This window comes from Streptomyces noursei, from assembly GCF_016917755.1.
Classification (GTDB): Bacteria; Actinomycetota; Actinomycetes; order Streptomycetales; family Streptomycetaceae; genus Streptomyces; species Streptomyces yunnanensis.
In genome coordinates this window covers 1,193,224-1,216,719 of the sequence record NZ_CP070326.1, presented here as the reverse complement: position 1 = coordinate 1,216,719, position 23,496 = coordinate 1,193,224, and the positions used below count along the sequence as shown (strand labels likewise).

At 70.6% G+C, this 23,496-nt stretch carries 20 protein-coding genes and 2 pseudogenes; 12 read left to right on the top strand and 10 right to left on the bottom strand.

The genetic code is table 11. The features are described from left to right. Positions 1-19: 19 nt before the first annotated feature. Genes JNO44_RS05445 through JNO44_RS43135 form a run of 3 tightly spaced genes read left to right on the top strand, consistent with a single transcriptional unit; the run spans position 20 to position 1,814 of the window. Positions 20-733, top strand: coding sequence for an AraC family transcriptional regulator (locus JNO44_RS05445; protein WP_205369402.1), 714 nt, complete (start codon positions 20-22; stop codon positions 731-733). Next, on the top strand, positions 631-1,338 hold the full coding sequence (locus JNO44_RS43140) for an FAD-dependent monooxygenase (RefSeq protein ID WP_240167433.1): 708 nt from the start codon (positions 631-633) through the stop codon (positions 1,336-1,338). Before JNO44_RS05445 ends, JNO44_RS43140 begins: the two co-directional genes overlap by 103 nt. After that, positions 1,224-1,814, top strand: coding sequence for an FAD-dependent monooxygenase (locus tag JNO44_RS43135; RefSeq protein WP_240167941.1), 591 nt, complete (start codon positions 1,224-1,226; stop codon positions 1,812-1,814). The genes JNO44_RS43140 and JNO44_RS43135 overlap by 115 nt, the downstream gene beginning before the upstream one ends. Here the strand turns inward: JNO44_RS43135 and JNO44_RS05435 are convergent. After that, positions 1,760-2,620 (bottom strand): haloalkane dehalogenase, encoded by an 861-nt coding sequence (locus JNO44_RS05435; RefSeq protein ID WP_205361874.1) that lies wholly within the window; start codon positions 2,618-2,620, stop codon positions 1,760-1,762. The genes JNO44_RS43135 and JNO44_RS05435 overlap by 55 nt on opposite strands. 160 nt (positions 2,621-2,780) lie before the next feature. Here JNO44_RS05435 and JNO44_RS05430 point away from each other — a divergent pair, with 160 nt between their 5' ends. After that, entirely contained in the window at positions 2,781-3,326 is a 546-nt protein-coding gene (locus JNO44_RS05430; protein WP_205361873.1) for a hypothetical protein, read from the top strand. A gap of 6 nt (positions 3,327-3,332) precedes the next feature. Beyond that, positions 3,333-6,239 carry a M48 family metallopeptidase gene (locus JNO44_RS05425; protein ID WP_205361871.1) on the top strand — a complete coding sequence of 969 codons (2,907 nt, stop codon included), beginning with the start codon at positions 3,333-3,335 and terminating at the stop codon, positions 6,237-6,239. A 79-nt stretch (positions 6,240-6,318) separates the two neighbouring features. Here the strand turns inward: JNO44_RS05425 and JNO44_RS05420 are convergent, their stop codons facing one another. Next, entirely contained in the window at positions 6,319-6,897 is a 579-nt protein-coding gene (locus JNO44_RS05420; protein ID WP_205361861.1) for a TetR/AcrR family transcriptional regulator, read from the bottom strand. Between the two features lie 91 nt (positions 6,898-6,988). Here JNO44_RS05420 and JNO44_RS05415 point away from each other — a divergent pair, with 91 nt between their 5' ends. Beyond that, positions 6,989-7,435 (top strand): anthrone oxygenase family protein, encoded by a 447-nt coding sequence (locus tag JNO44_RS05415; protein WP_102923214.1) that lies wholly within the window; start codon positions 6,989-6,991, stop codon positions 7,433-7,435. 34 nt (positions 7,436-7,469) lie between these two features. On the opposite strand, the pseudogene JNO44_RS43130 reads toward JNO44_RS05415, so the two are convergent. Continuing rightward, positions 7,470-7,842: pseudogene (locus JNO44_RS43130) on the bottom strand (transposase family protein); the annotation flags it as partial. 185 nt (positions 7,843-8,027) lie between these two features. Between JNO44_RS43130 and JNO44_RS05405 the strand changes: the two are divergent. Beyond that, positions 8,028-8,690: a GOLPH3/VPS74 family protein gene (locus JNO44_RS05405; protein WP_205361857.1), complete on the top strand. Its 663-nt coding sequence runs from the start codon at positions 8,028-8,030 to the stop codon at positions 8,688-8,690. A gap of 303 nt (positions 8,691-8,993) precedes the next feature. Then, a complete protein-coding gene (locus JNO44_RS05400; RefSeq protein ID WP_205361855.1) occupies positions 8,994-9,758 on the top strand; it encodes an alpha/beta hydrolase family protein in 765 nt (254 codons plus the stop codon). A gap of 587 nt (positions 9,759-10,345) precedes the next feature. Here the strand turns inward: JNO44_RS05400 and JNO44_RS05395 are convergent. Beyond that, positions 10,346-10,669, bottom strand: coding sequence for a hypothetical protein (locus tag JNO44_RS05395; protein WP_205361853.1), 324 nt, complete (start codon positions 10,667-10,669; stop codon positions 10,346-10,348). Positions 10,670-11,159: 490 nt separating this feature from the next. Between JNO44_RS05395 and JNO44_RS05390 the strand changes: the two are divergent. The 4 genes and pseudogenes from JNO44_RS05390 to JNO44_RS05380 all read left to right on the top strand — a co-directional run. Next, a pseudogene (locus tag JNO44_RS05390) lies at positions 11,160-11,766 on the top strand (FAD-dependent oxidoreductase); the annotation flags it as partial. Continuing rightward, positions 11,743-12,240 (top strand): ATP-binding cassette domain-containing protein, encoded by a 498-nt coding sequence (locus JNO44_RS45055; protein WP_420882739.1) that lies wholly within the window; start codon positions 11,743-11,745, stop codon positions 12,238-12,240. The pseudogene JNO44_RS05390 and the gene JNO44_RS45055, both read left to right, overlap by 24 nt. A gap of 152 nt (positions 12,241-12,392) precedes the next feature. Further along, a complete protein-coding gene (locus JNO44_RS05385) occupies positions 12,393-13,229 on the top strand; it encodes a hypothetical protein (protein ID WP_205361851.1) in 837 nt (278 codons plus the stop codon). A 263-nt stretch (positions 13,230-13,492) separates the two neighbouring features. Further along, entirely contained in the window at positions 13,493-14,146 is a 654-nt protein-coding gene (locus JNO44_RS05380) for a sigma-70 family RNA polymerase sigma factor (protein ID WP_205361849.1), read from the top strand. Positions 14,147-14,310: 164 nt separating this feature from the next. On the opposite strand, the gene JNO44_RS05375 is transcribed toward JNO44_RS05380, so the two are convergent. From JNO44_RS05375 to JNO44_RS05350, 6 genes are all read right to left on the bottom strand, one after another. Beyond that, positions 14,311-16,443 carry a glycosyltransferase family 39 protein gene (locus JNO44_RS05375; protein ID WP_205361847.1) on the bottom strand — a complete coding sequence of 711 codons (2,133 nt, stop codon included), beginning with the start codon at positions 16,441-16,443 and terminating at the stop codon, positions 14,311-14,313. 242 nt (positions 16,444-16,685) lie between these two features. Then, positions 16,686-17,426 carry an SDR family NAD(P)-dependent oxidoreductase gene (locus JNO44_RS05370; RefSeq protein ID WP_205361845.1) on the bottom strand — a complete coding sequence of 247 codons (741 nt, stop codon included), beginning with the start codon at positions 17,424-17,426 and terminating at the stop codon, positions 16,686-16,688. Positions 17,427-17,569: 143 nt separating this feature from the next. Beyond that, complete coding sequence (locus JNO44_RS05365) at positions 17,570-17,956, bottom strand: hypothetical protein (RefSeq protein ID WP_240167432.1); 387 nt, start codon at positions 17,954-17,956, stop codon at positions 17,570-17,572. 65 nt (positions 17,957-18,021) lie between these two features. Then, positions 18,022-18,186 carry a hypothetical protein gene (locus JNO44_RS05360; RefSeq protein ID WP_205361844.1) on the bottom strand — a complete coding sequence of 55 codons (165 nt, stop codon included), beginning with the start codon at positions 18,184-18,186 and terminating at the stop codon, positions 18,022-18,024. A 99-nt stretch (positions 18,187-18,285) separates the two neighbouring features. Beyond that, positions 18,286-19,635 (bottom strand): hypothetical protein, encoded by a 1,350-nt coding sequence (locus tag JNO44_RS05355; protein WP_205361843.1) that lies wholly within the window; start codon positions 19,633-19,635, stop codon positions 18,286-18,288. After that, positions 19,632-23,474 carry a hypothetical protein gene (locus JNO44_RS05350; RefSeq protein ID WP_205361842.1) on the bottom strand — a complete coding sequence of 1,281 codons (3,843 nt, stop codon included), beginning with the start codon at positions 23,472-23,474 and terminating at the stop codon, positions 19,632-19,634. The genes JNO44_RS05355 and JNO44_RS05350 overlap by 4 nt, the downstream gene beginning before the upstream one ends. Between the last annotated feature and the right edge of the window lie 22 nt (positions 23,475-23,496).

Genomic DNA, 23,496 nt, shown 5'->3' with positions numbered 1-23,496 from the left:
GCGTCGTAACGCGGCCTGGATCCCGCACGGCTTCCAGTTCGCTCCGCACTCCCACGCAGAGGGGCAGCTGGTGTACGCGGTCGCCGGAGCCCTGGCCACCACGACCGAGCGTGGGACCTGGGTCGCTCCCGCGCACCGCGTGACGTGGACCCCGCCGGGCTTCGAGCATGCGCATCGCTTCCACGGCACCACCGACGCCCGCCTCGTCACGGTCCCGGTCGACCTGTGCGGCGAACTGGTGGCACACCCCAGCGTGTTCGCGGTGGGCCCGCTGCTGCGCGAGGCCCTGCTGGCGCTGACCGACCGAGCGGAACCCCGCCCCGGCGCCGCCCGGCGGCTGCTCGCCGTGGTGATCGACGAGCTCGCCGAAACCCCCGAGCAGTCCCTGCACCTGCCCGAGCCCCACGACGACGGGCCGCGCGCCGTCACCGACCTCCTGCACGCCGATCCCGGCCGGAGTGCGACCTTGGCCGACCTGGGGCGGGCCGCGGGAGCGAGTGAGCGGACCGTGAGCCGCCTGTTCCACACCGAACTGGGCATGAGTTTCCACCGCTGGCGCACCACGCTGCGCATCCACCACGCCCTGGCTCGGCTCAGCGAGGGCCGATCGGTCACCGACACGGCGATGGAGTGCGGCTGGTCCAATCCGTCGAGTTTCATCGACGCCTTCACCGAGGTCGTCGGCCAGACCCCCGGCCGCTACCAGTCCGATCTGCGCAACCGCAGAAGGTAACCGGTTCCGGTCCGCTGGGTGCGCCGTCGTCACCCGCCGCCCGGTTGGCGGGTTTCCGGTATCCGCTGTCCACATCCCGGTTGGCGACGATCGCTGCCGCGCCCACAGTCGTCGAGAAGCACAGCCGCGCGTACGTGGAGAAGCGACAGCGCGCGGGCGCCGTCGACAGCCGCGGGGTGCGGCTGTTCCGCGAGTGGGGGCTTGCGGACGTCGTGAAGGACGGCTCCTCCCCGAAGGAGATCACCGGCGGCACCTGGTTGGACGGGGGCATGTACCCCCTCGGGTTCGAGGACGTCGACACCGACGCGGTCTTCCGCCCTCAGCAGGTCCTCGTCCGCAACCTCACTGACGCCTTCCTGGAAGCAGGCGGCGATCTGCGCTTCGAGGCCCTCGACGTCAGCCTGGCAGGCATCGACAGTGAATGTCCCACGGTGCACTACCGCAACCCCGACGGTACGACCACGACCGTCACCTGCGACTTCGTCGCCGGCTGCGACGGTTTCCACGGCGTCAGCCGGGCCTCCGTCCCTGCCGGCCAACTCACCCTTGCCCGCCCGGCGACACTCCCGAGCAGTGGCCGGACGAGCGCATCTGGAGCGAACTAGGAGCCCGCTTCGGCGCCGACGTGCCCACCGGCCGCATCGTCGACAAGCGGATCGTGCCGCTGCGGTCCGTGGTGTTCAGCCCGATGAGCCACGGCCGCCTCCACCTGCTCGGCGACGCGGCACACATCGTCCCCCCGATGGGCGCGAAGGGCATCCACCTCGCCCTCTACGACGCCGAGGTGTTCGCCCGCGCGGTCATCGCGAAGGTCCAGGAAGGCGACGCGAGTCTGCTCGACAACTACTCCGACACCTGCCTGAGCCACCTCCGGAAATACCAGGCATACGCGATCTGGATCACCGACCTGATGCACAACGCCGGCGACGCCTCCTACGAGGGAGCCTTCCGCAAGGAGATCGCCCTAGCCGACACCCTTCGCGGTCCGTTGCCCGGGCCCGGGGGAGGGACGTTCGTCGAGCGAGATCACGGGAATCGCTTCGCGATCGCCGCCGTGATCGCATCCGGTGTGTGTTCCTGAATGAAGTGCCGCGCGTGGGGCAACTCGACGATCTCCAGATCGGTGAAGGCGGCACGCATCCGGGGGATGGAGGTGTGCGGACGGAACACCATGTCCTGCATTCCCCACACCAACAGGGCTCGCTTGTCGCCGAGTTGGGCCGGAACGTCTCGTGAAAGCCGGTCCAGCAGCGGGCGCGCGGCACGAATTTGCCCGGGCATCACGGCGAGTCCGCGCCGGGCTTCCGCGGTGGGCTGCACCGCGCGGTAGTGGTCGGCCTCGGCCGCGGTGAGCTTGCGCCCCAGTTCTGCGAGCAGGACGCGCTCGACGAGGAAATTCCGTTCGAGTATCCGCCGCTGCATCGGACGACTGCCCATGATCACGCTGAAAGCCCGATTGGCCATCGCTTCGATCGGCCAGAACACGGTGTTGCCCAGCACGATCCCCCTCACCCGGTCCGCGCGCGTGGTGACCGCGCCCAGACCGATGGGTCCGCCCCAATCGTGTCCCATCAGCACGAAGTCGTCGAGCCGCAGGTGATCGATCAACTCGCCGAGGACCGCGGTGTGCTCGGCGATGGTGTAGCCGAATCCCGCAGGACGTTCGGACAACCCGAACCCCAGGTAGTCGACGGCGACGCACCGGTACCGGTCGCGCAGGTCCTTCACGATGTGGCGGTAGAGGAAACTCCACGCCGGAGCGCCGTGACAGAACAGGATCGTTGGTCCGGTCCCCTCGTCGATGTAGTGAACCCTGCCGGCGGACGAGTCAAACCAACGCGACTCGAAGGGGTACAGATTCTCGTCGGGAACGAAGTCGATCAGCATGGGGCCCTCCTTCGGATGCCGGGCTACATAGTGTCCCGGTCTCGGCGCACCCGGCGGGCGAAGTGGAAACAGGAGTCGCGAGAGGCCCGTTCGGAATCTCGGCCTCCGCAGTAGGGTGACGGTGCGGAACTGCCGACCACGGGGGACACGGGGAGTCGTCATGGGTTCTGATGCGATACCGCCGGTGCACGGCACGGTGCGGGTGCGCGAGGTGGTGCGCGAGGTGGTGGCGGAGGTCGCGCCGGAGGAACTGGCCGTAGTCGCAGGGCTGGCCCGGTTGGACGACGCCACCGTCGTTCGGCGGCTGGAGCGCGGGGGTGGTCGTCGGGAGCCGCTCGGCTTCGGCCTCGGCGAGATCGCGACGATGGCCGCCCCGGTGGTGTGGTTGGTGCTGGACCAGACGGCTCGGCAGCTCGGAGACGCTGCCGCGAACGGCGCGGTCACCGGTGCGAGGTCGCTGCTGCGCAGGGTCTTCCGGCGGCGGGGCCCGGAGGTGACCGTCCCTGCACTGACCCCAGGTCAACTCGCGGAGGTCCACCGTCGGGTGCGGGAGATGGCCGCGCAGCGGGGTTTTGACGAGGAGCCCGCGGAGGCGATCGCGGACGCAGTGGTGGCCAGGCTGGCACTGACCGCATCGGAGGAGCAGACGAGCCGGGACGGCCCCCTCGACCCTTCGCCCGAAGGCGGCGAACCACCGCAGGAGTAGCGGGCGATGGCCACGATGGCGACCCCGGCTCCCGCGGGCGACCGGCCGGTCAGCGCCGGCACGACCATGCGGTTCGCCCTGCTCGTGGTGCTGATCCTCGTGACCAGCGGCCTGATGCTGCTGTACATGGCCTACTGGTGGGTGTCGAAGGCCGATGCGTATCGCTGCTCCCTGGCCGCAGGGGTGGATCCCGACCACGCCACCGATCTGCAGATCATCGTCAGCCGCAGCACCCAGTCGCTGGCGTACCTGGACTGCCAGCGCCGCTACGCCCAGCCACCACCGTGGTGGGTGCCCCTCTCATGCCTGGTCCTGCTGTCCGTTGCGGCCGTCGCGCTGTTCTACTGGCTGCCCGTCTGGAAGGCGCGGCGAGGCAGGGCGGTCCCGCTGACGGCGGTCGATCACGATGGGGAGATCCGGCGCGTGCTGGAGGAGGTGGCGGCGGTGGCCGGGCTGGACCGGATGCCGCGCGTGCTGGTCGATCCGACCGCGGCCTCCGTCGGCGCGCTGGTCTTCGGCCGCAACGGCAGGCCGATCATGAGCCTGCACGGCGGCCTGCTCGCCCGCAGACACCGAGATCCCGAGGGCTTCCGGGCGGTGTTGCTGCACGAATTCGCCCACATCCGCAACGGGGACGTCACCCTCACCTACGCCACGGTGGCGCTCTGGCGGGTCTTCCTCACCCTGGTCACGCCACCGTTCCTGGTCGGTCTGGCCATGTACCTGGTCTACGGAGTACGACTGGGAAGTCCTGTGTTCGTGGGCCCGTCACGGAGCTTCCTCCAGACGGCCTTCCTCGTGGTGCTGGTGTACCTCGCGCGGTCGGACGTGCTGCGCAGCCGGGAGATCCACGCCGATCGCACCGCTGTGCGCTGGGGCGCGGACCTGCGTGGTTGGCACGTCGGGGTGCCGCCCTCGGGCGACGGCGCACTGCGGCGCAGGCTCGCCTCGTTCGTTGCCCTGTGGCGCACCCACCCGCGGTGGGACCTGCGCCGGGACGCCCTGACCGACTCCGGCCCGGTCTACGGCGTACCCGCGCTGCCGATGTTCCTGACCGGTGCCGCCGCCACCTTGATCAGCTCCCAGCTGGCGTTGGCCCTGACGCCGTACACCCAGCAGACGAGCGGCACGCTGACGGCGCAGACGGCGGCGCTGGCGGCAGCGGGAATCGCCACCGGGGTGGCCGGGATCACTCTCTGGCGGGCGGTGATCCACGCCGTACTGACCGGGCGTCGCCCTCCCTCGGGGGTGCGTGCAGGGCTGTGGCTGGGGGCCGGAATGGCCGCCGGCACGCTGGTCACCGGCCAGGGCACGATCGAACAGTTCTTTCCCAGTCAGAACGCACGGCTCGTGCAGTTCCTGATCGGCGGCCCGGCCTTCACCTGGTGGACCGCGCAGTGTGCCCAGCTGTGGGTCAGGAGATGGCGGGGGCGGACCATCCGTCCGATGCTGACGGCCGGTCTGGCGGCGGGAGGTCTGGCGCTGGCGCAGTGGCTCACCTGGTGGCAGGTCAATGCGCCGATCGGCACTGGGTGGTGGTACGAGCCTGCGGGGGTCCGCCGGTGGCTGCAGCAGGCGTACCCCGGCCCGGCCGGAGACCACGGGGCCGTGCTGTCTGGGATCTCCGCCGTCTTCCCGGTGGTGCTGAGCCTGAACGGGGCGCCGCTCGCCGCCGCCGCGGCCGCCGCCCTGTGGGTCGTGCCGTTGGCGGCCTGGACGACCCGCTCGGCCTCCGCCGCACTGCCCTGGACGCGTGCTGCCGCGCTTGACATCGAGGGTGCGGTGGAACCGGCCGCGGAGAGTCTGCCGCGGCTGCGAGGGGTACTGCTGCCGGGACTGCTGTGCGGGGCGGGGGGCTGGGCCGTCGTCGTCACGGTACTGGCGTATCTGCACTCGGGTGTGTGGGGAGCGCCCCCACAGGGAGCCAGTCTCCAGGGGTTGGTCTTCTTCGCCTGGACGTATGTCGGCCTGACCACGACGGCGGTGACGGCCGCCGTGGTCGCCGCCGTGCGGGCGAGCCGGTACCGACTGCTCCGCACCCTCATCGCAGCGCAGACCGCGGCGGTGATGGGCCTGGCCGGCCTGTTCGTGCTGCTCTCCTTCGACGGCTGTATCGATCGACTGAGCCTGACTCAGTCCTCCTGTGCCTGGCGGCCGTCCCGGATCCTCGACTGGCAGGACCTCCGGACGGTGCTGGACTTCACCCTGACGACCGTGACCATCGCCGCCCTTGTGGTGGCTGCGGTGGTGTCGGCCGTCCGAAGGGTGCGGACGTTCCGGCAGCGGCGACCAGCCGCCGCGGACCCGCCGGGCAGAGCCGGATCAGCCTTCCGCCGCGTCTGCCTGGGGACGTTGTGCGCCGCGGTGCTGACGGTCTCCGTGATCGAGGCGGCACACCAGCAGGAGCGAACCCTGCAGAAGCCCGACCTGCGCACCTTCCAAAAACAGGTCCTCCAGATATCGCCCGGGATCAAGGCCGTCCCGGTCGCCCCACGGACCAAGGCGTTGCAGATGGACGCCTGGAACGACCTCGGCGGAAAGGCACTCCTGGAACGGCTCCGAAGCCAACGCGACGGGATCGTCGCACGCGTACGGGCCATCGACAGGAGGGCACCACTGACCGCCCTGTACCGCATCCGTCCCAACTGCGAGGACATCGGCAGAACCGCCCTCGACGCCTACGCGTACTTCCGCGTCCCCGACGCCCGGGCCCAGATGCTCTGGCAACGGTTCATCCTCAACGCGGCGGCAGCCACCGTGGAGTGCCGGAAGGCGTTCGACCACCTGAGCGCCGGCCGCTCCAAGGCCGTCGACGCTTTCCGCACGTCATTCCGCGAAATCGGCGCGGCCTACAGCTTCAGCACGGCGATCGACTCGCGGGTCGAGGAGGTGAGGCGCGCGGGCAGGATCTGAAGGGACCGGGGTCATACATGTGCATACGTGTGGCGTCGGGGCCCGCGGGCTCCGGCTGCGTCCCCGCCGGGACGGTGCGTCAGACCATGGCGAGCCGGTCCACCAGCAACTCCACCCGGCGCTCGGTGTCCTCCGGCGGGAGCCGTCGCGCCCGGGTCAGGGTGGCCAGTCCGTGCAGGGCCGCCCAGAACGTCTCGGTGAACAGTCCCGGGTGGACGCCGTCCCCGGCGACCTCGCCGAGGCTTTCCAGCAGGGCGGCGAAGGCGTCCTTCAGAGGCTCCGGGGTCTCCTCCTTCGCGAACGCCAGGCCGCCGTCGAGCTGGAACATGGCGTCGTAGACCGCCGGGTTGCGTTCGGCGAAGTCGAGGTAGGCGCGGGCGAGGGCGGTGACCCGGGCGCGCGGGCCGTCGGCGGAGCAGGCCGCGGCACGCACCGCCGCGGCCATCTCGCCGGCGCCCTCCAGGGCGACGGCGCCGATGATCTCGCGCTTGCCGCGGAAGTGGCTGTAGAGGACGGGCTGGCTGTACTCGATGCGCTCGGCGAGCCGGCGGGTGGTGACCGCGTCCCAGCCCTGCTGTTCGGCGAGTTCGCGGGCCGTCGCCACGATGAGGCGCTCGCGGCCCGCCCGCTCACGCTCCTTGCGTTCCTGTACCGACATACTTCGATTCTAGCACTGCTAGACATTCGAGCGGCAGCAGTACTAGCGTTGCCTCATCATCTAGCGGCGCTAGATCCCAGGAGGGGTCATCATGCTCAACGCACTCGAGGTGTTCACCACCGTGGTCGTCGGCGTGATGGTGGGGGTGGAGTTCTCCGTCGCCTTCGTCATCAACCGGATCCTCGACGCACTCCCCGAAGACAGTGGCCAACTCGGCCGCGCACACGGGGGCCGGATGCTCGGCGCCGTGATGCCGGTCTGGTACATCGGCTCGCTCGTCCTCGCCGCGGTCTGGGCCATCGCCGGATGGCACCGCCCCGGCACCGGCCTCGTCATCGCCGCCGCCGCACTGCTGATCCTCAGCGTGATCATGTCGATCCTGCTGCTCGTCCCGATCAACAACCGGGGCAAGACCTGGACCCCCGAGAACCGGCCCGAGGACTGGAAGGAGCAGATGAACCGCTGGGACCGCTTCCACTACGCCCGCGTCGCCGTCCTCATCGCCGCCTTCGCCCTGCTGGTCGCCGCCCTCACCTGACCCCGCGGGCCGACACCGCGCAGGCGGCGCACAGGTCCGGGATCACGGCCTTGATGCCGCGCCTGCGTAGGTGGCCGCAATTGCCGCGGGACGGGTACGCCGAACGGCACGCGAAGGGCGATGGGCGAGCCCGCGGACGCACATCCTGTCCAGTACGGGGACGAACTGTGGGCCGTCGGCGGCCTGCTCGGCGGTCAGGGCGCACGCCAGTGGACGGCACCTGCGGAGGGCGGCGAGGTGGACCTTGCGGCGGGCAATTCCCGCCACTGCTCGCCCGCCCGAAACCGCCACGGCACCCCCTCGAACTGCTGCCGCAGCCGCACCGGCTGAGGACCGTACTCGCCGATCGGCAGGCACGGCTCGATGAACTCCCGCTCTGCATCGGCCAGTTGCGCACGTGCATGCAAGACGATCCACCGGATCGAAGATCAGCGCGAGGGGAGAGCCCGCTCATTGATCGCGGCCCGATGCGCGCCCTGAGGCTTGTCCGATGGGTGCGGGCTACGAGACGGACGTCGTGGCAACCGCCAGGTCAACCTGGGCGTCTCATCGGTTGACTGCAACGATCACGAGACGTATCGGGGGACCGAGGATGGCCATCACACTGGCCGAGGAGATCATGCTGCTCTGTCTGGACGACGAGTCCGGGGTGCCGGAGCAGCGGCGGGCGGCGGGCTGGGCCGCCGCGGGCGGGATCCTGCTGGAACTGGTCCTCGCCGGGCGGGCATCTGTTGAAGGCAAGTACCTCAAGCTGACAGACAGGACGCCGACCGGTGAGCGATTGCTCGATGACCGCATGGCGCTGCTCGACGCCTGGCTGCGCGGCCGCGAAAAGCGTCGGGTGACGGAGTGGCTGAAGAGGGAGCGGGGCAAGGCCGGTGACGCGGCCGTGGAAAGCCTGTGTGCGCGCGGAGTGCTCGCCGAGCAGCAGCACAGGGCCCTCGGCCTGTTCCCCACGCGCCGCTACCCCGAGGCCGACGGCGCGCCCGAGAGGGAGCTGCGTCAGCGGCTCCAGGCCGTCGTCCTGGACGGTGCCACCCCGGACGAGCGCACGGCGGGCCTCATCGCCCTGATCCACGCCGCCAAGCTGCACCGCCTGGCGTGCCCCGATGTTCCGCGTAAGCAGGTGGCCGACCGGATGGCGGAGATCGCATCCGGCCAGTGGGCCGCCGAGAGCGTTCGCGCTGCGATCCGCGACATGCAGGCGGTCATGGCAGCGGTTGCCGTTGCCGGCAGCGTTACGGCCGGAAGCTAGGCCCATCGGCCGATTCACCAGGCAGCCCGGCCGCGCCCCGGTGACCAGCGAATCTCCGGGGGCGCGCGGCGCGGGTACCCGCGTTCCGCACCACGCGGTGGCTGTCCGCACGCGGCGAGGCAGAGGGTTGAAGGGGTGGCGATCAAGCTGCTACCTTCCAGCTGACCGTGATGCCGCCCGAGGAGGTGAGACCCATGAACGCTGTACCGACGTGGGTGCTCCCCCTTCCCGTCACGGCCGGCGATTGACATAGACGTCGCCGGGAGCGCCTCGATAACAAGGCACTCCCGAAAGGCAACACCTATGCACTCTTTGCAGTTCACCGCCGAGTCGTCGTCGAACGGCATGGTCGAGCGCGACTTCACCGTGGGCGATGTTCCCGGAGTTCTCTGGTCACCGGTTTCCGGCGGCGATCACGCGCCCCTGGTCCTGATGGGCCACGGCGGCGGCAACCACAAGAAGCACCCGGCGATGTCGGGCCGGGCCCGGTGCCTGGTGACGGGCTGCGGCTTCCACGTCGCCGTCATCGACGCGCCCGGTCACGGCGACCGGCCGCGCACCGCGCACGACGAGGCGGAAATCGCCGAGCTGTTCCGGGCGAGGGCGGCGGGCGAGCCGGAAGGCCCGATTGTCGTCCGCTACAACGCCCACCTGGCGGAGCGGGCCGTGCCCGAGTACCAGGCAACCCTTGACGCCCTCCAGGAGCTTCCGGAGATCGGCGCCGACGGGCCGGTCGGCTACTGGGGCATCAACATGGGCACCGCGATCGGCATACCGTTCGTGGCAGCCGACCCCAGGATCACCGCCGCGGTCTTCGGCCAGCACTGGCCCGATGTCCTGGCCCAGAAGGCGCAGCAGATCACCATCCCGATCGAGTTCGACCTGCAGTGGGACGACGAGCACATTTCGCGTGAGGAGGGGCTGGCGCTGTTCGACGCCTTCGCCTCGAAGGAGAAGTCATTGCACGTGAACTCGGGCAAGCACAAGGAACTTCCCAGGTTCGAGGTCGACAGCGCGGTCCGGTTCTTCGCCCGGCACCTTGGCGGAGCTGTTCCCCCGCTGGCCTGAGGTGCTCGGTTGCGGCGTCCGGCCCGCCAGCCGGGTGCCGCAACCGCGGTCCCGGGGTGGGGCTGCGCCTCCGGATGACTGAAGCCCTCGGCTCCCACCTGGCCGCGCCGGCCTGCCCACAGGGTGTCCGTTGAAGGGATATGCGAGGGGTGCCGCGGGCAGGAACTTGCCGGTTCGTACCAGCACTTCCGCGCTATCCGGCATGACGTCGGGCTGTCCACTTGGGCAGTTCAACCGGCGCAGTCAGGCCCCTCGGACCACTCGGAGGTCGAGTGGTCCGAGGGGCCTCGGATCGCCTATCCCGCTTCGAGGGCGGCCGGTCACCCTTGGCGGAGATGGCGAGGGCGCTGGGCTGCACCTTGGTTTTGAGCCGCCGGCCAAGCTCACCGGAAGAATGGCCGGCGGCGGTCTAACTGCGGATGAGGCATCTCATCTTTCGGCTGTTTGCCAGGTCTCCCCGAGAGACCTGGCAGGCCGCTTTCAGCCCGGCCATGGTTCGAGGAAATTCCCGTACCCAGGGGCGTGAAGTCGCGATGAAGACCGCGCCCCTAACACCGGCACTATGAATCGAATGCCGGTGCCGGCCTCTACTCCTTTTCGCCCTTTCCACCCTTGCCGCCGACGGCAAAGCTGTTGTCGCAGCCCATGTCCGAGCCCATCTTGGTGCTCTGGGCGCCGGGGGAGCCTTCACCATTGAGCGCGTTGCCCAGCACCCCATTGAGGATCCCGACCTCGCCGAGCACGTCAACGTTCTCGTCGTGCGATCGACATGAGCTTCCCTGCTTGACGGCGAACCCACTTTCCCCCTTGCCGCCGTGCCTTCCGCCATCGGCGTAGGCGGTGCCGGCGCCAAGGAGGGAGACGCTGCCAAGGATGGCCATCATGACGGCAGCCTTCTGAAGCTTACGCATTTCTTCTCCGATTGAGTGGCAGGGGCCGATCAGCTGCTGATCGACTTGATGCGATCGCGAGATTAGTAGCGAAATATGCCGTCGTCACTTAACGACGCGCTGGAATTCGGTGAATGCCATCAGTGGAAATAAATGGAATAGTAGGCGGTCCCGATCATATGAAGAAAGCGTGGAATCCTTCAGAGTTGCCGGAAGTCCGCGATGCATTGCGCGCCAAGGCCCGCAGTTCGATGCATGGTCGCAACTGCGTCAGGGGGGAGGAAGCTGCCTTCCTGAGCGTGCCACGGCGACCACGCCTCGGTCGGCGCGCCCCCTCATCGGCTCGCAAGGTAACCCGCCTCATCGCACCCCAACTCTCCTTCTCCTCAGGAGGGTTCGAAGGTCCCCGATCCGCCGATGCCATGTTCCATGCTCAAGGAAGGGGGGAGTCGGGCAGCGGCTCGGGGAGAGGGAGCGGCCCCGCCGAGACGGCCGTCTTGGCAAGGGCCACGGCGTGGCTGCCACCGGTCTCCACGTGAAACGCCGCCAGGTGCGTCTGGCCGGCGGTGCGACGACCGACTTCGACGGCCTGATCATCGCCACCGGCGTGATCCCCCGACGCCTTCCGCACGGCGATCTCAACGGGGTCCACGTCCTGCGCACGTTCGACGACGCGCTCGCCGTGCGCGCCGCACTGCTCACCGGGCCCCGGGTGGTCGTGGTCGGCGCCGGATTCCTCGGCACCGAGGTCGCCGCGGCGGCCCGGACCATGGGCCTGGAAGTGACCCTGGTCGAACCGGAGCCCGTTCCGGTGCGCCGCACGCAGCGGACTCCCCGCCGACGTGGTCGTCCTGGCCCTCGGCTCCACGCTCGCGACCGACTGGCTGACGGGCTCGGGACTGACCCTGGCCAACGGCGAGGTGTGCGACGCGCCGTGCCGGGCAGCGCCAGGCATCTACGCCGCAGGCGACGTCGCCTCGTGGCACAACCCGCGCTTCGGCACCCGCATGCGACTGGAGCACCGGATGAACGCAATCGAACAGACCGTGGCCGCGGCCGGCAACCTCGTCGGCGACGCACAACCCTTCGCTCCTGTGCCCTACTTCTGGACCGACCAATGCGCAGCCTGGTCGTCGAACACGCGCCGTGGACGACTTCCACAGACCGTTCCCCTGGCTGGCGTCAAGGCGCGTTCCGAGCCACGGACGGTCGGGATCTCGGGGGCGGGGGTTTCCGGGAACTCCGGGCTCCGCTCGGCCGACTGGTGGACTGTGGAGCAGAGCAACGTCGAGGCCCTCGGTCTGGACGTACGGCTATGCGGTGTCGTGTGCAGACACGGTCGGCTGGAAGCGGTGTCCGGCGTGGACCCGGAGGTGGCGCGGGGTGAGCGGATCGCGCTGACCGGGACGAACGGTTCGGGGAAGACCACGTTGTTGCGGGCAGCGCCTCGCCCCGGCCCGGCCGTCCCGCCGTACGCGACCACACCACGCGCCCGCCGATGCCCGCGACCCCGAGCACCGCCACCAGCACCGCGGCAACCGTCGGCGACAAATCCACACGCTGCGAACCGAACAGCGCCAGATACGTGTTGACCGAGGCGCCTGCGGGAGGCCGCCTCGACGGCCGCAGTCCCCGGCGGGGAGCCCCGGCGCATGTGGGGCGCACGACGGCGGCGTGTGGGGGCGCGCAGACGAGCCGCGTCCGCCCTGTCGTCTCCCGTGCAGGCGATGGCACGATTCCGGCCATGACTCCCGGGCCGGCTTCACGCACCACCCGCGCCGCGGTCTTCGCGGCCGTCTGTGTGCCGACGACGGCCCTGGGGCACTCCCTGATGTCCGAGGGAGCCGTCCCCTGGTGGGGCTTGGCCGCGGCGGTCGCCGGCACCTTCGGGGCGGCGTGGCGGCTGACCGGACGGGAGCGCGGCGCACTGTTCGTCGTCGGTGCCACCGTCACCGCCCAGTTGGTCCTGCACTTCCTGCTCTCCCTGGCGCAGACGCTGGCGACCGGCCCGTCCGGCGGCCGATGGCACGGCATCGCCTGGCTCCGGCACTTGGTGTGCGGCATGTCCGGGCACCAGGGTGCGTGGCACGGGCAGCGGGCAGCGGACCTGCTGCCGCGCCACGCCGGGCCGGGCATGCCCCTCACCCACGTTTCCGCTCCGCCGCCGCCCCACGACGGCACGAGCACCGCGGGCCCCCTGCCCGGTATGGAGGCCATGCCCCACGACGGCATGGCACACATGGGCGGCGCCGCGCTGCCGGTGGACCACCAGCTGGACCCGATGCCGATCGCGCACCCTGGCCACGGTCACCTGGGCATGCTCCTTGCCCATCTTCTCGCCGCGGCGGTGTGCGGGTGGTGGCTCTGGCAGGGCGAGGCCGCCGCGTTCCGGCTCGCCCACGCCCTGGTCGCCGTGGTCTTCGCACCGCTGGTGCTCGTCCTGGCCGTCCTGCGCCGGACCGGCCCGCGCGCCCCGTCCACCACGCCGGCAACCGCCTTTGCCCCACCCCTGTGTTGTGGGGCACTGCTGCAATACACCCTCTCGCGCCGAGGTCCGCCCACGATGCCCCGTTGGCACTGACCGATCGTCCCGGCGCACCTTCCTCCGGTGAGCATCCCCTCATCGGAAGCGACCCGGCGGCGAGCGAAACACCGGCGTGCCCGGACACCCCGTCGCCGTCATGCGGCGGGACCAGGACGTGGCATGCCCGCCAGCACCTGCCTCTGTAGCCCCGGCGTGCCTGCCGCCGTGCCGTCTTCCGGCCTGCCACGTCTCAGGGGCGACTCATCGACGGGCGGCTGCCCGCACTCGGGCGGCCCCGCAGCCGAGAAGGACACCAGGCGATGACTCCTGCCCACATGGCACCCGGCCACCCATCGCGATCAACCAGGAACGACGAGAACGTGACCCGCTGGGCGCTGGCCGCCCGCAGCGGAAACCCCGAAGCGGTGGAACGCTTCGTCCGGGCCACCCACCGTGACGTATGGCGGTTCGTGGCCCACCTGAGCTCCGACGTGAACAGCGCGGACGATCTGACCCAGGACACCTATCTGCGGGCGCTGACCAGCCTGCCGAGGTACGCCGGACGTTCGTGCGCCCGCGTCTGGCTGCTGTCGATCGCCCGGCGGGTGGTGATCGACCGCTACCGGTCCGCCGCCACCCGCCCGCGCATCGTCAACTCCGCGGACTGGCAGGCGGCGGCAGAACGGGCACAACCCGCCGGACTCCCCGAGTTCGACGAGGGCGTGGCGCTGCGCGACCTGCTCGACGCCCTGGACGACACCCGCCGGGAGGCGTTTCTCCTCACCCAGGTGCTCGGACTGCCCTACGGCGACGCCGCGGCGGTGGCAGGCTGCCCCGTCGGCACGGTGCGCTCGCGGGTAGCAAGAGCCCGGGCGGACCTGACCGGTTGGTTGGACGCGGCCGAACGCGACACCACCAGTCCCACTCGGACCTCCTGGGATCCATCTGGCGAGCCGAGGTACCGGTCCCGCTGAAACCTCTCCGGGGGTGAGAGACGCATGAGCCGGCGGCCGCGCACACTGCGCCGGGAGCCGGACCCACCATCAGGCCGGGTGGTGCTGACCTGGAGGAACAGCACCACCCGGAGGCCACGAGCGCCCTCGATCGGGTAGACGACGCCGTGGGCCCCGCCGCCGCCTCAGCGGCCTGGTCCGCACCGGTAGAGGGTCTGGGCGGCGCGGCTTGCTCGGGCCGGTGCGGTCGTCGGGGGCTGCGCACCGTCGTAGGCCGAGGCGGGGACGCGGGCGCAGGCGTGCCGGACCCAGTCGGTGATCCGGGTGGCGGGCGTCGTGCCCCGGCCGGTACCGCCGCCGAACATCCCGGCCATGCCGCGTGCCTGGCCCAGCAGGACGTAGCGGACCGTGCCCGCCTCGACCAACTGCCGGAACCGGACCGCGGTGGGGAACGGGACCTGGCCGCTGAAGCCGCCCAGGGGAAGGACACGGGCACCGGTGGCCAGGATGTACGGGGAGGCGCTGTTCCAGCCGTTGGTGGCGAAGACGTACTCGGCCGACCCCTGGTGGGCGGTGGCAAACGCGAGCAACTTACGCTGTTCGGACGTCAGTTGGCCGCTGGAATCGTCGAAGCCGCCCTTCAGGTGCCCACTGCCCGGTGACGTCGCCGCCCCGTGGCCGCGGTGGGTGCCGGTCGGACCGACCGCGCCCATCCCGGAGCTGCCGTAGGTCGGGTTGAAGACCTGCACCGCCCATGCGCCCGGCGCGAGCAGCACAGCGGCGAGCGAGGCGCCGAGGCCGGCGAGGGCGATGCGGCCACCGCGCCGGGTGCCGCTCGGTCGGGCGAGGACCAACAGGACGACGGCGATCAGCGCCAGTGCGCCCATTGCCGGCACCAACCACGGCAGGAACGAGGGGAACTCGCCGGCGAGGTAGGCGCCCCAGGCCACCGTCGCGGCGACTGCGCCGGGCAGCACCCATCCGCGGCGACCTCCGGCCCGGTACGCGCCCCACAGCAGGGAGAGGCCGCCGCCGGCCAGCGCGGCGAGCGGCACCGCGATCACGCCCATGTAGTACGTGTGGCCAGCGACGCTGCCCGCGCTGAAGACCAGGAAGTACGTGGTCAACCAGGTGCCCCAGAGGACGAAATCCGCGCGGATCCGGTCCGTGCGGGGCCGGCCCCGGCGCCAGAGCAGGCCGCAGACGACCGCGACGGCGGCGAGCGGGTAGAGCCAGCCGGTCTGCGACGCCAGCGACGGGCCGAACATCTTCGACCAGCCGTCCTGGCCGCGGTCGCCGCCCCCGCCGAAGCCGCCCGGCCCGCCGCCGTGCGACGGGACGGACGGATGGCCGGCACCCGCCCGGGCGCCGTGCGACGCACCGCCGTGATCCGCATCCTGGCCGCCGCCGTGGCCCCCGCCTCCGCGCGTCGCGCTGATGCTGCCGGTGGAGGCCGCGCTGATCCCCAGCGACGAGAAGCGGTTCAGGAAGTTGTAGCCAACCACCATGCTGAACGCGGAGTTGTTGGTGGTGCCGTCGACATACGGCCGATCCTTGGCCGGGGTGAGGGCGGCGACCACCATCCACGAGGCGGAGACGGCGACCATCACCACCGTGGAGATCCCGAGCCGCGCCAGCCGCTTCCGCAAGGGGACCGGTGCCGAGAGCAGATACACCGCGGCGAGCGCGGGAAGGACCACCCACGCCTCCAGCATCTTCGACTGGAAGCCGATGCCGACCCAGACGCCGGCCATCACCAGTGGGCGCAACCGGCCGGCCTCCGCCGCCCGCTGGGTGGCCTCCGCCGCGAGCAGCACGCACAAGGTGAACAACGGGTCCTCGACGGCAGTGCGGAACAGCCCCACCGCCACCGGCGTCAACAGGAATGCGACGCTCGCGATCAGTGCCGCATTGTCGCCCGCCCAACGGCGCACCACCCGATACAGCACCAGCAGGCTCGCCACCCCCTCCATTACCTGAGGAAGCGTCAACGCCCATGGGTGGAAGCCGAATATCCGGGCGGAGAGCGCCTGCGGCCAGAGGAATCCCGGCAGTTTGTCGAGGGTGATGGAATTGCCCGGGTCGAACGAACCGTAGAAGAACGCCTGCCAACTCTGCGTCATACTGCGCACGGCGTTCGCGTAGAAGGTGTGGTAATGGCTGTGGTTGATCCCCCACGCGTAGAGCACGGCGGCGAGCACGGCGATGACGAGCAACGCCGGACGCGCGTAGGCCGGCTGACCCACCGGAGATCGCCAGGGCGCGCGACGGGGGGCGCCGCCGGTGGGAGTGGTTCTGTCGGGGACTGTCGTAGCCATGCGCAGAAGTCTTCGGCATGTTCGAGGCCCGTTGCGTCGCAGTCCGCCATTTCAAGGAATTTCTCACCGGATGCGGGGGATTTCTTTACCGACCTGATTCCGCCTTTAATCCGTGCGGCACGAGTCATTACCAGCGCCGGGCGTCACGCGGGAACGACACAGGCGATACCGCCCGGATGGGACGTTGTTCTCGATGCACGCCCCGGGCCCGGACGGGTGGCGCCGCGTGGGCGGGTGGCCTCTCAGGTCAGGTTCAGTCCGCCGTCGAGCACGACGACCTCGCCGGTGAGATAGGTGTTGGCGATCAGCGACGCCACCAGGTCGGCCACGTCGGCGGGCTGGGCCGGACGGCGCATGGGCGCGCGGTCCCGCCACAGCTCGTGCGCCTGCGCCCAGTCCTTCGTCATCGGCGTGTCCACCAGACCCGGGGCCACCGCGTTGACCCGCACCTCAGGCCCGAGCGCGGCCGCGAGCAGCCGGGTCACGTGATTGAGCGCGGCCTTGCTCGCCGCGTACGGGACCGACGAGCCCTTCGGGCGCACCCCGGCGTGGCTGGTGACGTTCACGATGCTGCCGCCCACGGGGGATTGGCGCAGCGCCGGAAGTGCCGCTGTGCACAGCACCCACGGCGCGATCAGGTTGACCTCCAGCAGTTGGCGCCAGTCCGCGGGTGTCGCCGCGGCCAGGTCGTCGTGCGGGATCGGCCAGCTGATGCCCGCGTTGTTCACCAGCACGTCCAGCCGCCCGTACCGGTCGAGCGCCGCCTCGACCAGCCCCCGGGCCTCCTCCTCCACCGCCAGGTCCGCCCGCACGTACGTCCCGCCGAGCTCCGCCGCCAGCGCCTCCCCGGCCTCCGCACTGCGCCGCGAGTGCACGACGACTCGTATCCCGTCCGCCGCCAGCCTGCGCGCGACGGCCTCTCCGATCCCCGACGTTGACCCGGTGACCAGGGCTACGGGCCGATCTTCCTGTTCGATCCTCATACCCACGGATCCTGCCATGGCTTTCCAGCGACAGGTCTGCCGATGACAGCGGTCTGCCACCCAGGAGACGGCTGTTGCGCCCCGATCGCTTGCGGGGGGGGAGGGGGCAGTACGTCAGCCCGGCCGGGCTGACGTACTGCCCCTCATCCTGCCTTGGGCGGAGAGGGCACATAGGCGCTGAGGTGTCCGCCGGGCATCAGCGCCCGGCGGAGCGGAAGCGCCGTGCCGAGGACGAAGACGCCGAAGAGCGTGATCGGCAAGAGCCCTACGGGGCGGAGAAACGTGGTCGGGTGAGCCATGACCGCGTTCCAGGCGACGGTCCAGTTGCCGACCAAGTCCGCGAGCATCACCGCGGCACCGAGCAGTGGCGCAGCAGGACGGGCGCAGATGATCAGCAGTGCGACCAACGCATCGAGCAGCAGGAGTGCGTGGAAGAGCAGTTGGACGGGCATCGGTGCGTAGCTGTAGGCATCCAGGCCGCCCGTCGCGACAAAGTATCCGTGTGCTCCCGCTCCTTCCAGAAATCCCACCACGTACACCAAGGCGGTGCACCGGACCCGTGCCGAACGATCCCCCCCATCGCATAGCGGTCAGCCTAAGGGTTGACCATCGGTACGCCGAGTCGGTGGTGGAGAGCGTTGTAGCCGATCTCGGTGACGGGGCCCAGCCGGATGTCCGTGCCGGGGTTGCCGGTGAGTTCCTCGACCGGGGCATGGGCGGTCTGCCATGGTTCCTGCCCGGACCTCACTTTCGCCCGCACGCAATCAAGCTGTTCCGCACTGAACAGAACACCTGGGGGTGTGAACGGCATGGTCGTCACTGCGTCCTCCGCCTCTGCCGGGCGCGCGACGGACCGAGGTCAGTCGATGGTGATCCTGGCGTACCTGTGCCCGGTCCAGCCGTTCTCGTCCCCGCGATGGTGGCGGCCGACCATGACCTTGCCCGCAGGGGCCTCCCTGTCGCCGGCCTGACTCTCTTTCCACTCCTTGTCCCAGTGTTCATCCGGCGTCACCTTCACGGATACGCCGGATAGGGCACCTGTCACATTCAGTCCGGCTACCGTCGTTTGCCCCGTGACGCCGAGTGTGCCTCCCACCGTGGTGTTTCCGGTGGCCGCGAGTGTGTTCACCGTCGTCTGTCCGGTGACTCCGAGCGTGCCCGCCACCGTGGCGTTCTCGGTGGCCGCGAGTGCGCTCACGGTGGTTTGGCCGGTGACGCCGAGTGTGCCTCCCACCGTGGTGTTTCCGGTGGCCGCGAGTGCGCTCACCGTCGTTTGTCCGGTGACCCCGAAGGCACCCTCCACCGTCGCATCGCCCGTCGTTGTCAGAGAGGCCAGGGTCTGGTCTGCCACGCACACGGTGAGGTGGTCCCACCGAGTCACGAACCCGCCAACCGGCGTCGGTGTCACGGTCTTCAGCGCGAGTGCGGTGTCCCGCAACACCGTGTCCCGCCCAACCTGATACATGCTTCCGCCCGCGATCGAGGGATCGTCGATCCGCAGACCGTTCATATACAGTTCGTGGCTGTCGCCGGGTGCGTGGTGCCACTCCAGTCTCACCGGGGCCCCTGCGTTGATCAGGGTCGCCGGCGGGCCGCCCTGTTCCTTGAGGGCGACGAGCGCCCGTCCGACTCCTGGCGACGGGTTGGCTCCGCTGCGGAACGGGTATTTCGCGACGTCGAGCGTCGAGGTATTCGGCGTTTCCGGAATCGTGTCCCCGGTGGTCGCCCATTCTTCGATCCCGATCCGGGCGATACCGGTCTTGTCGCTGACCAGGATATTGCTCAGCGTGATGTACAGGCCGTCGACGGTGACTTCACTGGTCCCGTCCCGCGGCACCACTTCGAACCGCACCTTCGCACCGGATGCGTCACCGCGGTTCTCCCTCGCTGACGGGAACACCGCTGTCTCGGCCGTCGGCACGGCGACCAGAACGTCTGGCTGCGGACTGACGATCGTCCATCCGGATTCCGGCTCGACGTACGGCGCGATGCCCTCGCCGGTCAGCGCGAGGTCCTGGGCGAGCGAACCCACGGGCAGCACGAGGGCAATGCGGCTGCACCGCACGGGTGTGGAACCGCTGTTGGAGATGACCAGGTCGATGGACGCGTAGGAGTTCTCGTCCTCCTGCCCAGGCTCCACGGCAGGGGGGCTGACGGTCAGCGGGGCGGGGACGGTCGTCAGGGCGTAGCTGAGCACGCAGTCGGTCATCGGGGCTCTCCTTCGGGCTGATCGCCGTGGTCGGCGCTGTGCGTGGGCCGTAGGGTGAGGCGGCCGGAACGGAGGGTCGGGGTGGGGCGCGGGTGGCGGGGTTCACCGTCGGAGGCGTATGTGGTGGTCGTGCTCGTGTCGGTCGTCTCGTTCTGCACCCAGGTCCATGTGCCGTGCCGGTCGGAGGGGCGCGGCAGGACGAGTGCGGGCACCTCCCCGGGCCGTCCGGAACGCGACCCCGCAGGGTCCGGTACGTACTCGCTCATTGGCAGCGGTCCCAGTCGGAAGGACACCGGGAGTTCGGCCAGTGGCGGCTCGACGAGCCGCGCGGGCAGCCGGACTTCGGCGGTGGGCAGGATCTCCGTCGTGGCGTGCACCGTGCCGCGCGGGTCGGCGATCAGGGTCAGGAATGCGGCGTTGCGGTTGTCGGGATCACTGCCCGGTGGCCGCGCCGGGAGTGTCAGTGAGGCGCCCGTGCCGATGGGGTCGAAGTAGTCCCGTGCCGCGTCGGGGAGTTCGGCCGCCCCCAGGACCGTGTGCAGGACGCGGTAGTCCGTGTCGTGGTGCTCGCCGTGGAAGTAGCCCACGAGTCCGTCCGCCAGCTCGTTGCGTTCGCCGAGCCGCACCGGCCACCGGTAGCCGGGGTACGCCGGTCCTTCCGGGGCGCGCAGGTTCTTCCACGACGGGTCCGTGTACGGCGGCCCGTCGAGGTCGATTCCGAAACGTACGCGCATCAGCGCCAGCGGCCGGCCGACGAGCACGCTCGGGGTGTACGGGGGCGCGGCGTCCCCAAGCGGCGCGGTGGTGGACAGGGTGCGGTCGATGACGGTGAGGAGGGAGCGGAGCGCCGCCGGCCCCCGGTCGGGGGCGACGAGTGTGCTCAGGAAGCGGTGCAGATGGGGAAATTCCTCGCTCAGGTCGTCGATCTCGTGGTGCCGGGAGTACGGCAGTGCGTGCCAGGTCACGTGCGGGTTTCCGCCGGGCGGAAGGGTGGTGCGCAGCTCGCCGAGCGGGGTGCCGTCCGGTCCGTAGGTGTACAGGGCCTGGTCGAGGTGGCCCGGGACGAGCCATGCGGACACCGGGGTCGTGTCCGGGGCACTCGCGGTGGCGAGCGGGTTGAGGTCGTCGAGGGCGTCCAGGAGGGTGAAGCCGGCCCGGGCCGGCTGGGTCAGGCGCGGCGTGAGCTGGGCGAAGCGGTACCAGGTGGACGGGTTGATGGTCCAGTGGCCGTCTTGCGGATCCTGGGGGTCCTTCCAGGAGGGAGTCAGCTCCTGGGGCAGCTCCGGCGCGAAACGACGCGCGGGCACGCCGACGCCGATGACGTCCCCGGGCTCGTTGCCGGGTGGGAACCGCAGGGCGAGCGGATCCGGGAAGATCGCGGGCAGGGCGTGCCCAAAGCGGTCGATGACGGCCAGCCGCGCGAAGGCGAACTGCCCGGCCCGCAGCGACTGGTAGAGGCTTTCGTTCCAACCGATGAACGGGCGGGGGAGGGCACCGGGGTTGGGCGGCAGGGTGCGGCCCATCGCCTCGGTGAGCGCGGTGCGCAGGTCGGGCGACAGCTTGGAATGGGGATTGAGGGCGGCCGGGGTGGAGGCACGGGCGGCGAGCTGTTCGGTGAAGCCGGCGAGGGGTTGGGAGAACCAGTCGGCGTCGTCCTCGACCTGCCGGGCGAGGGCCCGCAGCGCGGCGGCCGCCGGTCCCGGGTGGGTACGGGCGTACTGGCGCAGCGCCGCCGCCGTGGTCTCGCTGGCGGTCGGGGCGAGGAACTGGCGGCCGCTGAGGATGCGGGGGACCGCGTGGGCGCCGGTACCGAGCCAGTGGTAATCGGTGCCGTCGAAGCTCCAGTTGTCGCGGTCGGCGTGACTGCCGTCCGGCTCGCCCCGCCACTCGATGGGGAAGTAGTCGACTTTCCACTCGAAGAACAGGGGCTGCCAGGGCTGCCGCCACTGCGCGGTGTATTCCCCCGGGGTGCCGACGGCGTTCACGTGCGGCGTGCGCATGGCCTCGGCGAGTGCCGCCACGTCGCCGGTGAAGCCGGTGGACGTCGCGAGCGTGCGGGCGTTGGAGGAGGCGAGGTGCAACAGCTCGCGCAGCAGGGCCGACAGCACACCGGACAGGCCGTCGGGGGACGGGAGGTTCGGCGGCTTGGGGGTCTGCGCGTCAGTCGCGGAGACCTGGTCCCCCGCCACCCGCACACCGGAGACGAGCGCGTCCGGCCAGCGGCAGTCCAACGGCGGGTCCTCGTCCTGCTCGGAATCCTCGTACGCGCCCTCGCTCACGGCGTACGGGTCAGCGGCGGCCGAGCCCTCTCGTTCCGGCGGGACGGGCCGGTCCTTCGTTCCCCGGATGACGACGACGGGATCGTTGGGCCGGTGGAAGCCGGGCAGGACCGCACGCTTGAGGACGACCTCGTCCTCCGGGAGTCCATGGTTGCGCTGGTACCGGCCGATGTCAGTGGTGAGTTGGTCGGGGGTGTCGCCCCAGGGAACCGCGCCACGCAGCCTCGCCACCACGTCGCGCTGTTCCTTGGCCGCCTTGGTCGCGTCCTGGAGGCGATCGTCGAGGTCCTCGCGGTACTTCCCGGCCGGCTCCCCCGGCGCGTCCGGCAACTTCGGCAAGTTGGCCGCCCACCACAGGTCGTACAGCCGACGCTGGGCGGCGACGAGGTCCTGTACGGCGGCGTCGTGCGCGGCCTGGTCCTCATTGAGTTTGGCGAGGACCTGGGCGTACGCGGCGCGTACCGCCCGGGGCCGACGGCGCCTGCCCTCCGGGGCGGCGGGCTGCTCGGCGTCCTCCAGAACCCAGCCGTATCCGCCGGGCTCGGGCGTGAACCACGAGGCGTGCACGGCGCGTTCGGCCTGGAACTGGCCGTCGGGCTCTTCGAGCAGGTCGAGCACGCCCGAGTGCACGGCCGACAGCAGCGCGGCCAGCTCGGGTGGGGAGCCGGCCCGGCGGGCGGCGTACTCCTTGAGGGCCTTGGTGGCGTGCTCGGTGTTGTTGCCCACGGCGACGGTGACGTAGTCGGGCCGGTCGGAGGCGGGCATGCCACTGCCCCGGCGCTGCCACTGCACGTCGAGGGCGGTGCCGTGGCAGACGGTCCGGGCCGCGTCGGGCACCGGGCCCGTGGCGGTCCATTCGAGGGCGGCCATGCGCGCGGCGAGGTCTCCGGCGAGCGGATCCGCGGCCGGGTCGCTGTACCAACCGGCGACCAGGTAGCTGAGCTGGTAGGCGGTGTCCGGATCGAGGTCGTCCGTACGGTCGTGGACGGAGAACACATCGGTGTTGTACGGCTGGTAGGCGGCGAAGGTCGGCAGGCCCGGGCCGACGGCGGTCAGGAACAGGCCGCCCGGCGTGCCGGGTTCGCGCCACGCGCCGTCGGCGAGGTCGACGCGGCGGCCGATACGGGTGAGGCGGCCCTCGCGGTCCAGGTAGGTGCTGGAGCCCTGAGCGGGGTCCAGGTAGTCGCTCTCGACGATCCAGCCGGTGTCGGTGCGCGCCCCGGAGAGGGTGGCGACGGCCTGGCGGACGACGAGCCAGCGGTTGGGCACGAGCGGGAAGACCGGGACGCCGTCGCCCTGCTCGTCCACGCCGTGGGTGAGGGCCTGGGGCAACTGCCAGTGCAGGTAGACCCCCTCGCGATCGGGATCGGCGTTGAAGGCCGTGTCGGTGTTGGAGAACGCGGGCGGTTCCGGGGACAGATCGAGCCGGGTGAGGGCGTAGTTGGCCTGCCAGCGCTGGAAGACCTCGGCGGAGCGCACGCGCTCGTTGACGGTGAGCGCCTCGATCTGCAAGGGGACGACGAGGGGCTGTGGGCCCGGTGCCGCAGGAGGGAGCGTCACGGCGCTGTCCTGTCCTTCCTTC